The organism is Trueperella sp. LYQ143 (assembly GCF_046599595.1).
In the GTDB taxonomy this organism is placed as follows: domain Bacteria; phylum Actinomycetota; class Actinomycetes; order Actinomycetales; family Actinomycetaceae; genus Trueperella.
Genome location: NZ_JBKIWR010000005.1, coordinates 1 through 16234 on the forward strand (window position 1 = coordinate 1; position 16234 = coordinate 16234).

Annotated in this window: 16 protein-coding genes; 6 read left to right on the top strand and 10 right to left on the bottom strand. The window is 54.6% G+C overall.

The window, feature by feature from the left end:
• Positions 1-374: 374 nt before the first annotated feature.
• From ACLHIL_RS02830 to ACLHIL_RS02875, 10 genes are all read right to left on the bottom strand, one after another.
• Entirely contained in the window at positions 375-449 is a 75-nt protein-coding gene (locus ACLHIL_RS02830) for a 50S ribosomal protein bL37 (RefSeq protein WP_411296583.1), read from the bottom strand.
• Positions 450-559: 110 nt separating this feature from the next.
• On the bottom strand, positions 560-1729 hold the full coding sequence (locus ACLHIL_RS02835) for an N-acetylglucosamine-6-phosphate deacetylase (RefSeq protein ID WP_411296435.1): 1170 nt from the start codon (positions 1727-1729) through the stop codon (positions 560-562).
• The gene (locus tag ACLHIL_RS02840) at positions 1726-2502 is read right to left on the bottom strand and encodes a glucosamine-6-phosphate deaminase (RefSeq protein WP_411296436.1); all 777 of its coding nucleotides are present in this window, start codon (positions 2500-2502) and stop codon (positions 1726-1728) included. Before ACLHIL_RS02840 ends, ACLHIL_RS02835 begins: the two co-directional genes overlap by 4 nt.
• A gap of 89 nt (positions 2503-2591) precedes the next feature.
• Positions 2592-3296 carry an N-acetylmannosamine-6-phosphate 2-epimerase gene (locus ACLHIL_RS02845; RefSeq protein WP_411296437.1) on the bottom strand — a complete coding sequence of 235 codons (705 nt, stop codon included), beginning with the start codon at positions 3294-3296 and terminating at the stop codon, positions 2592-2594.
• A gap of 89 nt (positions 3297-3385) precedes the next feature.
• The gene (locus ACLHIL_RS02850; protein ID WP_411296438.1) at positions 3386-4402 is read right to left on the bottom strand and encodes an ROK family protein; all 1017 of its coding nucleotides are present in this window, start codon (positions 4400-4402) and stop codon (positions 3386-3388) included.
• Between the two features lie 72 nt (positions 4403-4474).
• Positions 4475-5389, bottom strand: a complete 915-nt coding sequence (locus ACLHIL_RS02855) for a dihydrodipicolinate synthase family protein (RefSeq protein ID WP_411296439.1) — start codon at positions 5387-5389, stop codon at positions 4475-4477.
• 4 nt (positions 5390-5393) lie between these two features.
• On the bottom strand, positions 5394-6248 hold the full coding sequence (locus ACLHIL_RS02860; protein ID WP_411296440.1) for an ABC transporter ATP-binding protein: 855 nt from the start codon (positions 6246-6248) through the stop codon (positions 5394-5396).
• The gene (locus ACLHIL_RS02865; protein WP_411296584.1) at positions 6245-8332 is read right to left on the bottom strand and encodes a dipeptide/oligopeptide/nickel ABC transporter permease/ATP-binding protein; all 2088 of its coding nucleotides are present in this window, start codon (positions 8330-8332) and stop codon (positions 6245-6247) included. Before ACLHIL_RS02865 ends, ACLHIL_RS02860 begins: the two co-directional genes overlap by 4 nt.
• 8 nt (positions 8333-8340) lie before the next feature.
• Positions 8341-9294, bottom strand: coding sequence for an ABC transporter permease (locus tag ACLHIL_RS02870; RefSeq protein ID WP_411296441.1), 954 nt, complete (start codon positions 9292-9294; stop codon positions 8341-8343).
• A gap of 181 nt (positions 9295-9475) precedes the next feature.
• Positions 9476-11050, bottom strand: a complete 1575-nt coding sequence (locus ACLHIL_RS02875; RefSeq protein WP_411296442.1) for an ABC transporter substrate-binding protein — start codon at positions 11048-11050, stop codon at positions 9476-9478.
• Positions 11051-11108: 58 nt separating this feature from the next.
• Here ACLHIL_RS02875 and ACLHIL_RS02880 point away from each other — a divergent pair, with 58 nt between their 5' ends.
• Genes ACLHIL_RS02880 through ACLHIL_RS02905 form a run of 6 tightly spaced genes read left to right on the top strand, consistent with a single transcriptional unit; the run spans position 11109 to position 15918 of the window.
• Positions 11109-11909 (top strand): FadR/GntR family transcriptional regulator, encoded by an 801-nt coding sequence (locus ACLHIL_RS02880; RefSeq protein ID WP_411296443.1) that lies wholly within the window; start codon positions 11109-11111, stop codon positions 11907-11909.
• Positions 11910-11932: 23 nt separating this feature from the next.
• Complete coding sequence (locus ACLHIL_RS02885; RefSeq protein WP_411296444.1) at positions 11933-12727, top strand: alpha/beta fold hydrolase; 795 nt, start codon at positions 11933-11935, stop codon at positions 12725-12727.
• A gap of 47 nt (positions 12728-12774) precedes the next feature.
• Entirely contained in the window at positions 12775-13278 is a 504-nt protein-coding gene (locus ACLHIL_RS02890) for a DoxX family protein (RefSeq protein ID WP_411296445.1), read from the top strand.
• Positions 13279-13311: 33 nt separating this feature from the next.
• The gene (gene aroA / locus ACLHIL_RS02895) at positions 13312-14655 is read left to right on the top strand and encodes a 3-phosphoshikimate 1-carboxyvinyltransferase (RefSeq protein WP_411296446.1); all 1344 of its coding nucleotides are present in this window, start codon (positions 13312-13314) and stop codon (positions 14653-14655) included.
• Entirely contained in the window at positions 14648-15706 is a 1059-nt protein-coding gene (gene rsgA / locus ACLHIL_RS02900) for a ribosome small subunit-dependent GTPase A (protein WP_411296447.1), read from the top strand. The genes aroA and rsgA overlap by 8 nt, the downstream gene beginning before the upstream one ends.
• Positions 15707-15762: 56 nt before the next feature.
• Complete coding sequence (locus tag ACLHIL_RS02905; RefSeq protein WP_411296448.1) at positions 15763-15918, top strand: hypothetical protein; 156 nt, start codon at positions 15763-15765, stop codon at positions 15916-15918.
• Positions 15919-16234 lie beyond the last annotated feature (316 nt).

A 16234-nucleotide genomic window follows, 5' to 3' on the forward strand; every position in this document is an offset into this window, starting at 1 on the left:
CCGCACCCCGGGCACTTAACACTCGTCATTCATAACAGAGTGCCAAACCCCTAAAACACACCAACTACAACACCCAGTTTCCCCCGCAATAACGCCAAAAAATCCCGACAAAAGCAACACAATTTGTCCGACCAATTAGTTGACTACAACCAACTAAAACCCCCACTTTCGCGCATCAACACAACGAAAAACCCGAAAAATAGCAACACATTTTGTCCTATAACCCGCAAAACCCCCTACCTCGAGCGTCCGGCAACAGGCAGAAAACATTTCTACCGAGGCCCTCTGCCCAGTCACACCGTCAGCTCATAAAAACACAAAGAAAAATGGCTGAAGCATTTGCTCCAGCCATTCATCACACGCATTTCTGTTACTTATGCGTTGGGGCGCTTGCCGTGATTTGCGCCCTTCTTACGGCGTTCACGACGCTTTCTTCCACGCTTAGACATGTGTCAACTCCTCAATCTCGAAACGCTCCTAGTGTAACGGTCTACCCACCATGCTTTCAATTAGGGATGAGCTTTGTGCGCAGACCCACCACACCATACAGCGCCACTACCTACATATACGTTTCACCTTCACGCCACACTTGCGTCACGGTCAAATCCTCATCAAACACCACAGCATTACAGGGCGCCCCGATCTCCCACTCTAAGGTCAAACCGGGGGTATCTGCGTCAAAACCTAAGGTCATCGCCGGTGTTTGCACACAGGCCCGCACTGCCACATCCATCGGCACGTATCCGCCACCGACCATTCGCTCAATCTCTTGCGCGATTCGAGCAGTACCACCAGCAATAGCTCCGCCACGCGATAACCGAGCCACACCGTCAACAATATCGACGTCCAATCCCCCTAAGGTGTAGCGCCCATCAGGCATACCCGCGCCTTCCATCGCGTCGGTTACGAACACCACGCCCAGCGGATTATCCGTACCAACATATTCAAGAACGTCATGAACCAAATCAGGATGAAGATGAACTGCGTCCGCAACCAATTCGACCACGCAGATCCCCTTCTTTGCCGCAGCAATCAGCTCTCTAACCGGCCCTGGCGCACGATGCCCAATCGGCGGCATAGCATTAAACAAGTGCGTCGCCATCTGCGGTGGGCGCGTAAACCCGATCTCTTGCGCGTACTCAGCCGTCGCTTCCAAAACTGCCCGAGTCTGCTCTCCACTCGCACTGGTATGCCCCCACGAAGGTACAGCACCATAATCCAGCAACATTCGAGCAGCCTCCATTGCCCCCTCAACCTCAGGGGCAATAGTCATCGTCTTGATGTATCCCTCGCCAGCTTCCAGCCAGGAACGCAGCTCCGCCATATCAGGCATCCGCACTGCAGCCGGATTCTGCGCTCCGCACTTATGCGGAGAAATATACGGGCCTTCCAGATGAATACCAGCTAATTTCCCAGCTCGGCACGCACGAACCAAATCCTTAATAGCAGGAATTGGATCAACGAGTGACACCGTCGATGCCAGCATCACCGTCGTTCCCAAGGCGCGATGGGCACCAACTGCGGTATCCACCCCTTCTGGCGACGGATTATCCGGGAAAGACGAGCCGCCACCCCCATGACAGTGCACATCCACAAAACCTGGAGTTACCCATCCTGACACGTTCTCGTCAGGAGGAAAGATCTCGGCAATGCGGCCATCTTCTAGGCGCAGACCAGAACCGACGAGTTCCCCTGCTGCATTGAGGAGCCGACCACGCAATTCACTCATGACAGTACCTCCCAGCGGTTACGGTACAGATCTGCATACTGCAACTTGCTTGCCGCCGCTTCATCGACAAAAACCACGACAGACGGATGCATCTGCAAAATCGATGCCGGGCAGACGGCACTCACGCCACCTTCAACCATCGCAGCAACCGCGTCTGCTTTCGCCGCTCCCGTCGCAATCAACAAAAGATGCTTGGCCTCCATGATCGTCCCCAAGCCCTGAGTGACGCACATCGTTGGCACCTGGGAAATATCATTATCGAAGAAACGCGCATTATCCTTGCGAGTGCGCTCCGTCAGCGCATCAACATGGGTGCGCGATACCAGCGATCCACCTGGCTCATTAAAACCGATATGGCCGTTCGCCCCGATACCAAGAATCTGCAGTACGATACCACCGGATTCCCGGATAGCACGGTCATAATCAGCAGCAGCTACCTGCGGATCTTCTGCACGGCCGTCAGGGGTATGTAAGCCTTCTTCGCTCAGTCCCGTCTTATCGTCACCAACTAGTTCGGCGCGCAAAACATTGCGATAGGCTTCCGGATGATCCTGCGGAATCCCAATATATTCATCCAAAGCAAAAGCGTGAGCGCCCGTCAATGAGAACGATCCAGCCGCATGTGCTTGCCGCAAACGCTCATATAACGGCAAAGGCGTTGACCCCGTTGCCACACCGACAACCTGACGATCTGCTGCTTTCATGACATTCATGAAATACTGTGCAGCCGCCGCTCCAACCGCCTGCTCGTCCGCGTAAATTCCGACTTTCATCCCTTAGCACCCTTTCCGTTCCACGATGAACACCATGAACACATCACCCTCGCACCATGATGGGGGACACTTCCCAGCATACATCCGCCCTACTTCCCCTCGCCTGCGCATAACGCATCCGCAAACCAGGAGGTGATAGAGGTCGGATGGGTAATAGCCGTTCCAACAACCACCGCATATGCCCCGGCAGCCATCACTTCCTGCGCCTGTTGCGGGGTATGAACGCGCCCCTCGCAAATCACCGGAATATCAGAAAATTCAGCCACCATCTGACGCAATAAATCCATATCCGGACCAGAGGTTTTCTCACGCTCGCCGGTATATCCAGCCAACGTTGTGGACAAAATATCCGTTCCCGCTTCAGCCGCCATCCGCGCGTCAGCCAAGGATCCGCAATCTGCCATCACAATAGCGCCCTCGCTATGCAAGGCAGCTACCGTCTGGGCATAACTCAACCCATCCGGACGAGGCCGACGAGTTGCGTCAATAGCAACAATATCTGCCCCAGCCATCACGCATGCCCGCGCATGACGCAACGTCGGAGTGATATACACACCCTCATCACCCTCTTTCCACAACCCGATTACCGGCACTTTCACCTGCCCCTTAATAGCTGAAATATCAGCCAACCCCTGGCAACGGATTGCTCGCGCACCACCTCGTTCAGCGGCCAAGGCCATCTGCGCCATCGTTTCCGGATGCCGCAACGGCTCACCAACATAGGCCTGGCACGAAACGATTAACGCCCCGCGCAAGGATTCAATAAGACGACGTGCTGTCGCTGCCTCAGACATCTTCTCTCCTCGTGTAGATCAAAACGTGTAATGCCACCATCGGCTCACTTGCACTATGCGCCACCCTGCTATCTATATGTTCAGATTCATCAAATTTTCCGACGCATATACCGGCGGCTAAAAGCAATCGCCGCACCCAACAATGGCGCGCGCGAGCCACATGCCCCATGAACCAGCGCAACCTTCGCTACCGGATCCATCACGCACCCGCCATATCCATCTCGAAGCGCTCGCCACCAGGTATCCCCAGATTTCGTCATGGACCCTGACAACACCACAATCGCCGGATCAACACTATTAACCAAGGAACCAACAGCTTCCCCAAGGGCAAAAGCAGAGCGGGTGAAACAACGTTTTACTGCCGGATCACCAGCATTCGCCCGATCATACAGCTCTTTCCCGTTCGCGACCACTTCGCCATCCGCGCAAAACTCGGCGTTAAACCAATTCGTTATTCCGTGACCAGAACAAATACCTTCAATATGCCCGTAACGCCCACATGAGCACCGCATGTGACGGGCCTCGTGGTGATGGATATGCCCGACGTGCCCAGCAAGAAAATGCTCACCTAATACGACATCCCCACCAACAACCAGCGCTCCACCAATGCCGGTGCCCACAGCGATCGCCAATACCGAGCGATACCCCCGCCCAGCACCGCACACGGCCTCCCCTAGACCATGCGCATGAACGTCATTAATCACTGCCACCGGCACTGCGGCAGCCTGTGCAACCAGATCCCCTAATGGCGTGCCCGACCAGCCCGGCATAGTGTTCGTTGCTGACAGCACGGCCCCAGTGTTGGGATCAATAACCCCGGCACTAGCGATTGCCACGCCCACAACATCGGGATGGGATTGCAGTTGCTGGCGCACCATTTGGAGCACACGCTGCACAACCGCCTCCCCTCCCTCCTCGGCGTTCGTCGGCATTTCGCTGTAGGTGCCAATATGCAGATCTGGAAGCTGGGTGATAGCAGAACCGATCTTCGTCCCCCCAATATCCATTGTGAGGATCTTGCCCATGCCAGATATAGCCTGCTCAGAGCCCGCCATACCTGACCGCAATCCGAGGGCATCCGCCGATTCTTCAACTCTTTTGCTCATCACCGCACCTTCTCTCAATGTGACAGCGCACCGCAAAAGCAAATACGCCGTTTGGCCCTATGCGATCTGGGATTATTCGGCGAGCAGGCCTACCGAACGCAAAACCTCAGCGACCGCCTCAACGTCATCGCCTGATAGCGCTTGCACCGGCTCCGGCATGGTATTGGTGTCAAAAACACCGAGGAGCATCAGAGCCGTCTTAAATGACCCCACGCCAGCCGCATAACCCATCTCGCCACTTGCCGAGGTAATACGCATGAGTCGGGTGGCCTCATCTTGCAACTGACGAACCCGCTCCCAATCTCGATTCTCTGCCGCTCGCCATTGCTCAACATAAACACGCGGGTCAACATTAGCCAATCCCGGCACACACCCGTCTGCATGGGATAAATACGCCCCATCGACAACTACCTCATGCCCAGAGAGCAAACACAAATCAAGCTGCTGCTCATCACGCAATAACGCGAGGTTACGGAAAGAAACATCATCGCCCGAAGAATCTTTCACTCCAGCCAGCACCCCATCACGCGCCAGCTCGATAATCAATGCAGGGCTGAGTTTTTTGTGTACGCACACCGGAATATCGTAGGCAAACAACGGCACGTCAATTGCCTGCCGAATGAGCCGGAAATGACGATTTACTTCCTTTTCCCCGAGAATCGCATAGAACGGAGCCGTTGCCACAATCGCATCCGCTCCCAGCTCGCATGCCACTTTCGCATGCGCAATGACCCTCGGCGTCGTCATATCAATCGCGCCCACCAATACCGGAACGCGCTTATTCACGATCCGCATTGTCGCTTCGATGATCTGGCGTCGGCGCTCGTCAGTGCAGAAAACAACTTCTCCTGACGAACCGAGGATAAACAGCCCATCAACTCCGGCCTCAATCATCCGGTTCAGTGAGCATTCCAAAGAGGGAATATCCAGTTGTCCATCTGCCGTCAACGGGGTAACAACCGGAGGAATAACACCACGAAAATTCATTATCTTAACCTTGTCCTAAGTTGGGATGAAGTAGCGAAGGCGCAGCGCCTAACAGCGTGCGAGTATAGGGATCTTGCGGATTTTCTAGAATTTGCCGAGCTGGGCCTTCTTCAACCACTCGCCCACCATTCATTACCGCAATCGTGTCGGATATATACCGGACAGTCTGAATATCGTGCGAAATGAAAACCATCGCCAGCCCCAAATCATTTTTGAGGTCCATAAGCAGATTCAAAATCTGAGCTCGCACCGACACATCTAAAGCAGACGTTGGCTCATCAGCAATGATGGCATCCGGGCTCAGCGAGAGGGCCCGCGCAATGGCCACCCGCTGCCGCTGCCCGCCAGAAAGCTGAGAGGGCAAAGCCCCCAGTGCTGACGAGGGCAGACCTACCATCTGGATAAGTTCAGCCACCCGCCGTTCTCGCTCTGTTTCTGTTCCGATTTTGTGTACTCGCAGGGGGTCCATCAACTGATCGCGTACCGCCATGCGCGCATTTAACGCTGTTGCCGGATCTTGGAACACCACAGAAACAACCCGCCCAATAGCTCGACGATCTGCCGCGGAACGTTTGGTTACTTCTTCCCCTTTGAAATACACATGCCCAGCGGTAGGAGCCTGCAAGCCACACATCACATTTGCTGTAGTGGATTTCCCGCATCCGGATTCTCCGACGATACCGAGAACTTCCCCTGGCTTCACCGTCATGGATACCCCATTGACGGCATGAACGAGATGCGGTTTGAACAGCGATCCGGTTCGCGATTTGAACGTTACATAAACATCGCGCAACTCAATGATCGCATTAGGCGAGGATTGGGCAGCCGATGTGGCTGACTTTGTCGTCATTGTGCTCATAACTCCTCCTGCGGATCATGGGAAGCCTGCGCGGCAATCGGTAGCGCTTTACCTGGCTGGATTGGCGGTTCATAGCCGGCCTGCTTCCACGCAGAATCCGGAACGGCGGCGTAATAGTGCTCCTTATCGGCAATTCCCATTCGAATTGGCGGAGTATCTAAGCCGACGTCTGGATGCGAAGAACGCGGGGCAAATCTGTCACCAGCGGGGAAATCCTTCGGAGAGGGCACTGTTCCCGGCACTTGATGGAGGCGCCCTGCACCGGCCTCGATAGAGAGCACCGAACCAAGTAATCCGCGCGTATATTCATGGATAGGATTCGATAGCAGTTCGCTCGTCGGAGCTTGCTCGACAACTTGACCGGCATACATCACGGTGATGCGATGCGCCACCTCGGCGACCAATGCCAAGTCATGAGACACAAACACCATCGCAAAGCCCAGCTTTTCCCGCAGCGAGTTCAATAGATCAATGACCTGTTTTTGTACTGTGACGTCCAAAGCGGTCGTTGGCTCGTCGGCAATAATTAGCTTTGGATCACGAGTTAAAGCCATGGCAATGAGCACACGCTGGCGTTGCCCGCCGGAAAGCTCATGCGGATACGAACCGAGCGTTCGCACCGGATCAAGCCCGACTAATTCGAGTAGCTCTTCCGCCGTGCGAGTACCCCCGCGCTTAGTCAATTGCTTCATCTGGGATCGAATAAGCATCGCCGGATTGAGCGACGATAAGGCGTCTTGATACACCATTGCCAACTCATGGCCTAACAGCCCCTGCCGTTCTTTGGCTGTCATCGTCAGCAGATCGCGACCATTATAGAAAATCTGCCCACTGATCTGCGCCTGCGGGTCGATTAACCCCATGATTGTCAAGGCAGTGATGGATTTACCGCATCCCGACTCACCAACAAGCCCCATCGTCTGCCCACTATGCACAGTGAACGAGACGTTATCTACCACATTGACATCGCCGTGACGCGGGAAACGAATCGAGAGGTTGCGTACCTCTAATAGCGGCGTGCCGGTCGCCTGAGCAAGGAAGCGATCATGACGCTGGGATTCCACGCGAGCCAACTCACTGATCCGCTCTTGCAGCGCTTGTGCTTGTTGCGCATAGGCCAACCGCGGATCAAGCAGGAGTTTATCTTGCTCACGGTTTGCCGCCACAGCAGCTACAGGCTGTTCCCCACGGGAGGCAACCACCATCGCGTCCGTGACTCCTTCTGAGAGGATATTCAGGCATAGCACCGTCAGCATAATAAAGATTCCAGGGAAGAAGGCCGTCCACCATTGCCCGAGCAATACTGACATATTGCTTGAAGCGTCAGAGAGCACATTGCCCCAGGTCGGCACCATTGAAGATTGCAAGCCGGAACCGATAAAGGTCAAAGAGGCTTCCAAAATAATCGCGTCAGCGACCAAGACGGTGGCGAAAACTAAAACCGGCGCTGCCGTATTGCGCACCACATGCCGAATGAGAATCCACGGGGCGCGAGCGCCAGAAACGATAACTGCCCGCACATAATCTTCCCCGTACGCACTCATAACATTTGCCCGCACGATTCGCGCTAATTGCGGGATATAGACGAAGGCAATAGCAGCAATAATGACCGCTAAAATCCCGATGACGTTATCAGCAGCGAGCCGACGCGAAAAGACCAGCACCATGACGGCAGCCATCGCGATTCCCGGAACAGCCATAATAACGTCCAGCACACGCATAATGACTTCACCGATACTCTTGCGCGCTACAGCCGCAACCGAACCGATGATCGCCCCAAAAAACAATGCAATTACCGTGGCACATAGCCCAATCGTCAGCGAGAATCGCCCGCCGTACAAGATACGAGCAAAAATATCGCGACCGACGTGGTCCGTCCCAAAGATATGTTTCGCACTTGGCGGCGCCCATTTGGTGTCAATCGCATCTGGAGAGATCGAGACAACCATAGGAGCGATAACGGAGATAGCAACCACTGCCACCAGGACAGCTAACGCAATACGCGCTCCTATCGTCATATTTCGCAGACGAGCAAAGCGCACGTTCGGCGCGGTAGCTTTCGTCAGTTTTTCTCTTTTTGACATCATCGCCATCACACCGACCTAATCCGTGGATTGATAAGCAAATACAGCATGTCAACGATGATGTTGACGACGATAAAGGACACCGCAACCACCAAAGCTCCGCCTTGTACCAGGTTCACCCAATTGTTTTGGATACCTTTGATGAGCACCTGCCCCATGCCTTGAATGGCGAAGATAATCTCGATAACGACGGCACCGCCCATAAGATAACCAACGCGAAGACCGAGTACCGTTACCGGAGTAATAAGGGCATTGCGCAGCACATTGCGCCCGATCACGACGCTACGTGGCACGCCTGCGCCAAGGGCCGTCCGAACGTAATCCCGATCGAGCTCTTCAACCATTGAAGTTCGCACCACCCGAGTCATCTGGCCGATAACTGGAATTGCCAGGGAAATAGCAGGTAGTAACATGCGGTTAAACCACCCGACAAAATCCTCAGTGAGGGGCGGTAATTCACCAGAAACTGGTATTCCCGATCCGATAAAGGCCAGCACTAGCAAGCTGGCGAGCCAAAACGATGGCGTGCCGATACAAATAACCGACAGCACGCGGATGAGCTGATCTACCCAGCGATCACGATAAATAGCGGCGATAATGCCGAGCGGGAACGCGATAAGAACTGCAATAAATAGACCAAAGAATGTCAACGATAGGGTCACCGGAAGGGCCTGGCTGACCATATCAGCGACCTTATTTGTTTCACCGACGCCGTAGATTCCAAGATCGCCATGCGTCATTCCACATAAATAGTGCCAATACTGGATAACAAGTGGATCAGTTAACCCGTGTTGTATCCGAAATTCTTGCAGGGCTTGCGGGGTGGCAAATTCCCCGAGGGCGGTATATGCCGGATCAATGGGAGACAATGCCATGACGAAGAACACCAGGATCGTCACCCCAACAATCATGATCGGCAAGGCAATTAATCGCCGTCCGAGCAGCCGCACTAGATTACTCACAGTTCTTCATTCCTCTTCTGCGATCTAGGACGTGTTGATGTTTTGCGGAGTCTCAGCAGGGAATCAGATATATTCCGATCACGTCGCTGGTAGGCGATAGTACGAAACGCCGATACTCTCCGCTTTATACCGAGGCAATAGTGGAGGGGAGGAACTGCTATGCCCCTCCCCTCCGTGCTTACTACTGCTTAGCTTTTGCGCCAAGGACTAAGAGACCAGTTGTTCCTACTCCCTTAACGTTTTCCACTTTGTTGGGGTTGTATCCCGTGATGATTGTGCGATGGAAGAGCGGATAGATCGGGGCTTCCTGAGCGATGAGATCTTGGGCCTGACCCCATAACTGCTTCGCTTCCTCACCTTGAGCCTTAGAGGCTTGCGTCGATAGCTCGCGCAACTGGGCGAATGCCTCAGGAGCACTCTTCTGCCAGGAATCACGCTGCTTAGTCCACACATTATCGCCGTACCACCAGTCGATAATGATGCCCGGATCGTTACCAAAGACGGAGGGATCGCCTGGGGCGAGTGCCACATCATAGGTCGGGTTAGCAATATCAGCGAAGTTGGAGTACAGATCGCCGGAGGCCATGGACTGCACATTCACTTTCAAACCGGCAGCTTCGAGATCTTGACGGATCAGCGGAGCGAGGTTCGCAATCCAGGGGTGATCGGTAGTAATCAGGGTAACCTCTTTCAATCCTGCCTTGCTGAATGCTTGCTTTGCCAGATCGGTATTGAAATCGAACTGGGTGGTCGCTTTCTTATACATTGGGTTGGATTCTGGGAGGAATGAGGTGGCTACCTTTGCATCTCCTTCCATTGCCTGATCGACGAGCTTCTGCCGGTCAATGGCATGGTGGAATGCTTGGCGCACTGCCGGATCATTAAATGGCGCCTTGGAGGTGTTGAACATCAGGAAGGCGTTGTTGTAGCCGCCAACTTCATCGAGTTTCCAGCCGCCTGCTTCCAATTGTTTCTTCGTCGCCGACGGGACTGCTTCCATGACGTCAATCGTTCCGCCTAGAGCTGCCGATAGACGCGCTGAATCGTCTTTGAGGACGTCCCAGTGAATCTTTGAGACGGTTGCCGGTTTGGAACCGTTATAAAACTCGTTCGGGGACGCTTCAATTGCAGTGCTGGTGATGGTGTCAAACTTGTACGGGCCAGTTCCGATCGGCTTGGCTTTCATCTCGTCTTGCGATTTTGCTGCTGGGATGATTTTTACGTCAACCAGCCGAGCTGACAAGTTAGCAAACGGGTACTTCAGTTTGACCGTGACGGTCTTATCGTCTTTGGCAGCCACGGAATCAACGAAAGTGAAGAACTGCTTATAGATCGACGTATCTGCGGTGGTGCGCTTGTAGGACTCTGCTACATCCGCAGAGGTAACTGGCGTACCGTCAGAGAATTTCGCTCCTTCACGTAGCGTAATCTCATACTCCGTATCGGATATTTTCTTTGGCTCACCGGCTGCTAGTGCCGGATACACCTCATAGTTGGACATGTCGAATTCGTACAAGCCCTCCATGACCTGCCAGTTAGCTCCGAGTGCCAGAGCTGAGGAGGTTGTTGATGGATCATAGTTGGTTGTCTCGTAGGCAACACCTAGGTTCAGCACTCCGCTGGGAGCACCATTGCCCGACGCCGATCCGCCCGATGATCCGTTAGGCTCAGAACCACCGCCTCCACAGGCGGCGAGAGCAAGCATTGCAGCCGTTGCAACGGCGCTCACTGTTGCCCAACGCTTTGACGAACGCATATATTATTTCCTCTCCTTTGAGTGAAGTATGATGCATTATTGCTTCATACTCGTTAGAATGAATCGTAAGATGTCAGACAACTTCGCGCAAGCGTTTTTGCGCAACCAAATCCCAACGACGGGAGCCCTCCCCAACGGCGGAGCTGAGGTCCCCGTCGAGCCGATCTCTGCCGTAAATCGCTCATCAGCCACAATGAATGCCATCAAGGCATATATCTTGAACCGTGGATTAAAACCCGGCGATCCCCTCCCAACCGAAGCACGGCTCTGCGACGATCTCGGCGTGTCACGATCATCCGTCCGGGAAGCTCTGCGCAAACTCGAAGCCCTCGATATTATTCGCGTCTACCAGGGGCGTGGGTCATTCGTCGGGGAAATGTCACTCGTTCCAATGGTTGAAACCCTGGTCTTGCGCTACGGGCTCACCAGTGCAACCGGCCGAGATTCCCTGCGTAACGTCGTATCCATGCGCAGATATATTGATCTCGGCGCTGCCGATTCTCTCGTCACTGCTATGGCCGGCACCAGCAATCCCCACCTCGACGAACTCGTCGCCACCATGATTGCCAAAGCCGAAGCTGGGCACACCTATCTCGACGAAGATATTGCTTTCCATAATGGGATGAATGCCTACGTCAACAACGAACTCCTCACCCAGCTCACCGGCGCAGTATGGCTCGTTCACCAGGCTTTCATTCCGGAACTCAACAGCCAGCAAAACTCTGACAGCCTCCTGGATACTGCTCGAGCCCACGGCAATATGTTGCGTGCCGCTGAAGCTGGCGATACTGACGGATACCGCCAAGCCATATACGATCATTACCAGCCGCTAGTTGATCTCCTCCAATTGGATCACTGATCTTTTCTACCACGAGGTGAAAAATGCCCCTTCATCTTCCGTTAGCAAGTATCCACTCTGGTCGGGGGCCACTGGTCATTGCCTGCCACGGCGTTACCGATACCGCAAGCGCGCTAGGCGACCTCATCTATCGCCTGCACGACCGCTATCACGTCGTTGCGCTCGACACCCTTGGCCACGGTTTATCACGGGAGGCAACGCCGGAGGAATGTCGCAATCCCCTACCGGCCGCGCTGCGCGCCTTAAGCGAATCAGTTGAACTTTTGGTCGCAGAATACGGACCAGCCGTAGGTATTGGTCACTCTATGGGTGGCGGGCTCATCACACGGCTCGCCGCCGATCACCCTCAATGGTTTGTCGGAGTCGTCGGCGAAGATCCGGCGTGGCTCAGCGCTGAACGCGCCCAGCAATATCAAGAGAATCTGCCGGACTCTGTGGCATACCATCAGCAAGTTCGACAAAATCCAGCGCAGACTCTCGCTACCAACTACCAGGAATTTCCCTCCTGGCCCCAACGCGATCGATGTGGCTGGCTAGATGGGAAACTCGCGGTTGATCTAACCTATCTCGCCGCAGGAAATGTTGGTTATCCTGATTGGCAACTCTGGGCCACTAACCTACGTATTCCCACTCTCATTATCACTGGTGACGCACCTGGGGTCGTCATCGGAAGAGCCGGAGTTGAGCAGATTCACGCGCTGAATAATCCGCAGATCGAAACGGTTGTGATTCCTGAAGCGCCACATTGCGTGCGGCGACACAACCCAGAAGAGTTCCATCGAATTCTTGACGAATTCCTGGCCCGCGTTCACCCATAGCGCGCAGGCCGAGATCCACTCCGCCGATAAGGCAAAGGTGGATTACAATGCATAAGCAACCAACGAACGGAGTTCTCATGTTTACTCGACTTGCTCGCCCCCTGCTCGCCGCGCCTTTCGTCGCTTCTGGTGTCGATGCTCTTATCCACCCTGCGCGCCATCGCGAAGCTGCTGAGCGGGGTTTCGAGATGCTGGAACGCTTTGGAGTGCCCGCCCCATCTGCCGGAACCTTGGATCTTGCCACCCGAGCATCTGGCGCGGTTTTCACGATTGCTGGTTTATCCCTCGCCCGCGGGCGCACGCCACGCTCTGCCGCATTCCTTCTCGGTTCATTACAGCTTCCCATTGCAATAGCTCGCTATCCTTTCTGGTCCCAGCGAGGCACGCAACGTAGCGAATCCCTGACCGGATTGCTCAGCAGTCTGGGGCTCGTCGGCGGCGCATTAATCGCTGCGCAAGATCGGGGCGGTAAACCCTCTATGACGTATCGCGTCGGCAAATGGGCTGAAAATGCGCGGCAGACCGCACAAGATCGGCTACCTACCCGGTGATTGCAGATGGAATTGGCAGATGACGCTTCCACGATGAGCGCTAGTATTTCTAGCGCTTACGGGCTTGCGCCTGACTTTTCCGAAACCTGGCCTGCTCCGACGTCCGGACCCGTTAACGCCGACTTTGACGTGCCGGCCTCAAAATCTTTAACAAACCGCTATCTCATCATGGCCGCATTAGGCTCTCGGATCGTCACAATCGCACATCCCCTCGTCGCGCGCGATACTGAACTGATGGCGCACGCCCTCGAAGAACTAGGGGTAGAGATTGAGCGGAGCGATGAGGCGTGGACGATCATCCCCGCTCCCCTGCACGGAGGCACAATTGATTGTGGATTAGCGGGGACGGTTATGCGTTTTATTGCGCCAGTAGCTGCTCTTGCCGCTGGCGCAGTCCAACTTGATGGCGATCCGGCCGCCCGCCGCCGCCCAATGGACGCTATCGTTCGCGCCTTAACTGATCTCGGAGTCCATATCGAAGCCAGCACAGATATCGCTGGTCAAGCCGTACTTCCGTTGACCATACACGGCAGCGGCTCTATTGCTGGCGGGTACGTTGAAATTGATGCGTCCTCCTCCTCGCAATTCATTTCCGCTCTACTGATGACCGGCGCCCTGATGGATAGCGGATTGGAGATCCGACATCGCGGCGCGCGCCTGCCCTCTCAACCGCATATTGCCATGACGATTGACGTCCTGCGACAAGCCGGTATTGAGGTGCAGGAATATGCCGACGAATCCGGGCGCGTGGAGCGCTGGGTGGTCAGCCCGAACGTTCCCGCCTTACCGGACGTCACTGTTGAGGCTGATACCACGAATGCTGGCCCTTTCCTTGCCGCAGCTATGGTTACTGGTGGAACGACGCGAATTCACCACTGGCCCGAACACACCAGGCAGCCCGGGGCAAAATTCATTGACCTCTTTGAACGTATGGGGGCACACACACAGATCCACAACGGGATTCTTGAGATACACGGTCCACAGCAACTTGCTCCCATTGATGTGGATATGAGCGACTTTGGCGAACTCGTCCCGACGCTTGCTGCCGTGGCAGCTTTTGCCGAGGGGACCTCCCGACTGCGCAATATCGGGCAACTGCGCGGTCATGAAACAAACCGTCTCGCCGCCCTCGTTACCGAGCTAGATAAAATCGGTATCAGCGCCACGGAATGTGGCAACGACCTCGTTATTCATGGCGGATACCCAAGCCGAGCAGCAATCTTCGATACCTATGACGATCACCGTATGGCAATGTTTGGCGCTATTTGCGCCCTGCGTTTGCCAGGTTCGCGCGTGCGCAATATCGAAACGACTGCAAAAACCTTCCCCACCTTCGCCCAGATGTGGCGTGAAGGGTTCGGAGTAGATCATGGGTAGACGCGATACCGGAACCGATGATCCTCGTGTTCGGGTTCGCCCTGGCAAAGGCTCGCGCCCACGCACAAAAATCCGCCCAGACTATTCCACTGCCCGTCGCGGGCAAGTGTATCGAGTGGACCGCGGGCGCTATCACATCATCATGAGCGATGACGGAACGCACGTCAGCGCAGTCAAAGCTAAAGAACTTCCGCGCGGCGCTATCGTCGTCGGTGATATCGTCGCCGTTGTTGGCGATCTATCTGGCAAAAAAGATACTCTGGCTCGCATAGTCGATATTGACGAGCGGCGCACTGCCCTGCGACGCACCGCCGAAGAAGGAGAAAGTGCCGGTTCGGAACGGGTTATCGTCGCAAACGCCGACCAGCTCATCATCGTCACAGCACTTGCCCGCCCGCAGCCACGCCCCGGGATGATCGACCGCTGCCTGGTCGCCGCCTACGACGCGCACATGCGCCCTATCCTCATTTTCACTAAGGCAGACTTAGCGGATGCCGATGAATTGATACAGATCTATCAGCCACTCGATATTGATATGTACGTCTCCCGACTTGACGAGACTCAGCCCGCCCATGCAGAATCTGCCGAATCCTCAAGCGCTGCGCTCGCTGATCTGCACGAGATCAAAGCGGCTCTTCGTGGGCATAGTTCTGTGCTAGTTGGCCATTCTGGTGTAGGGAAATCTACTCTCATTAATGCCCTTATTCCTCAAGCCGAGCGGACAACTGGCGAGGTAAATACTGTGACCGGCCGAGGGCGGCACACCTCTACATCGGTTGTGGCTTTCCCGTTTGGTGCTGACGGTCTGGTTATTGACACCCCGGGGGTACGCAGTTTTGGCTTAGCCCACGTCGAACCTCTGGATCTTTTGCGGGCGTTCGAGGATCTTCACGAGCTAGCGGTTCAATGCCCACGCGGCTGTTTACATGAGGATGGTGGCGTTGGCTGTGCATTCGATACAGCAGCAGATGCTCGCACACGCGCTCGGGTGGCGTCATATCGCCGTCTTGTTGCCTCACGGATGAAGAACGATCCGTCCTGGATTTGGTAAAAGCTGAGCAGAAACGCGATATAGCATTTTCGTTTGCCGCTATAGGATAGGCGCTGTTGAATACGGTTTTCGGCAGATATATGTACGGCGGTAGGTTAGTGGATACCGAGCAGACCGTCACCAGCTCGCCGCCCTCGTCTTTGCGTATTTTCGTTTTTCTTCATATATCCGCACATGCGCCGGAGTACCGGCATTTCATGGTTCTCACCTAACATAGACTGCCAAACTACGTTTCACGCCGTGTTTCCCTACCCGCACAACGAAAATACGGACTCAGAACGGCATATTCCGCCTGCCCTCAAAGCTACTCCACGCGCTCCTTTCCTCTTCTTTATCTCTCTTTCTTTATCTCTCTTTCTTTATCTCTCTTTCTTTATCTCTCTTTCTTTATCTCTCTTTCTTTATCTCTCTTTCTTTATCTCTCTTTCTTTATCTCTCTTTCTTTATCTCTCTTTCTTTATCTCTCCCTCTCTTTTCTCTTTCTTTTTTCTCTCTCCCCCCCACGGCTTTCCCGCACCGATACAAGGA

Bases quoted from the DNA above. Each gene is read 5' to 3' on its own strand.
- ACLHIL_RS02835 (WP_411296435.1), bottom strand. From the start codon at position 1,729: ATGAGTGAATTGCGTGGTCGGCTCCTCAATGCAGCAGGGGAACTCGTC.
- ACLHIL_RS02840 (WP_411296436.1), bottom strand. From the start codon at position 2,502: ATGAAAGTCGGAATTTACGCGGACGAGCAGGCGGTTGGAGCGGCGGCT.
- ACLHIL_RS02845 (WP_411296437.1), bottom strand. From the start codon at position 3,296: ATGTCTGAGGCAGCGACAGCACGTCGTCTTATTGAATCCTTGCGCGGG.
- ACLHIL_RS02850 (WP_411296438.1), bottom strand. From the start codon at position 4,402: ATGAGCAAAAGAGTTGAAGAATCGGCGGATGCCCTCGGATTGCGGTCA.
- ACLHIL_RS02855 (WP_411296439.1), bottom strand. From the start codon at position 5,389: ATGAATTTTCGTGGTGTTATTCCTCCGGTTGTTACCCCGTTGACGGCA.
- ACLHIL_RS02860 (WP_411296440.1), bottom strand. From the start codon at position 6,248: ATGAGCACAATGACGACAAAGTCAGCCACATCGGCTGCCCAATCCTCG.
- ACLHIL_RS02865 (WP_411296584.1), bottom strand. From the start codon at position 8,332: ATGTCAAAAAGAGAAAAACTGACGAAAGCTACCGCGCCGAACGTGCGC.
- ACLHIL_RS02875 (WP_411296442.1), bottom strand. From the start codon at position 11,050: ATGCGTTCGTCAAAGCGTTGGGCAACAGTGAGCGCCGTTGCAACGGCT.
- ACLHIL_RS02880 (WP_411296443.1), top strand. From the start codon at position 11,109: ATGAATCGTAAGATGTCAGACAACTTCGCGCAAGCGTTTTTGCGCAAC.
- ACLHIL_RS02885 (WP_411296444.1), top strand. From the start codon at position 11,933: ATGCCCCTTCATCTTCCGTTAGCAAGTATCCACTCTGGTCGGGGGCCA.
- ACLHIL_RS02890 (WP_411296445.1), top strand. From the start codon at position 12,775: ATGCATAAGCAACCAACGAACGGAGTTCTCATGTTTACTCGACTTGCT.
- aroA (WP_411296446.1), top strand. From the start codon at position 13,312: ATGAGCGCTAGTATTTCTAGCGCTTACGGGCTTGCGCCTGACTTTTCC.
- rsgA (WP_411296447.1), top strand. From the start codon at position 14,648: ATGGGTAGACGCGATACCGGAACCGATGATCCTCGTGTTCGGGTTCGC.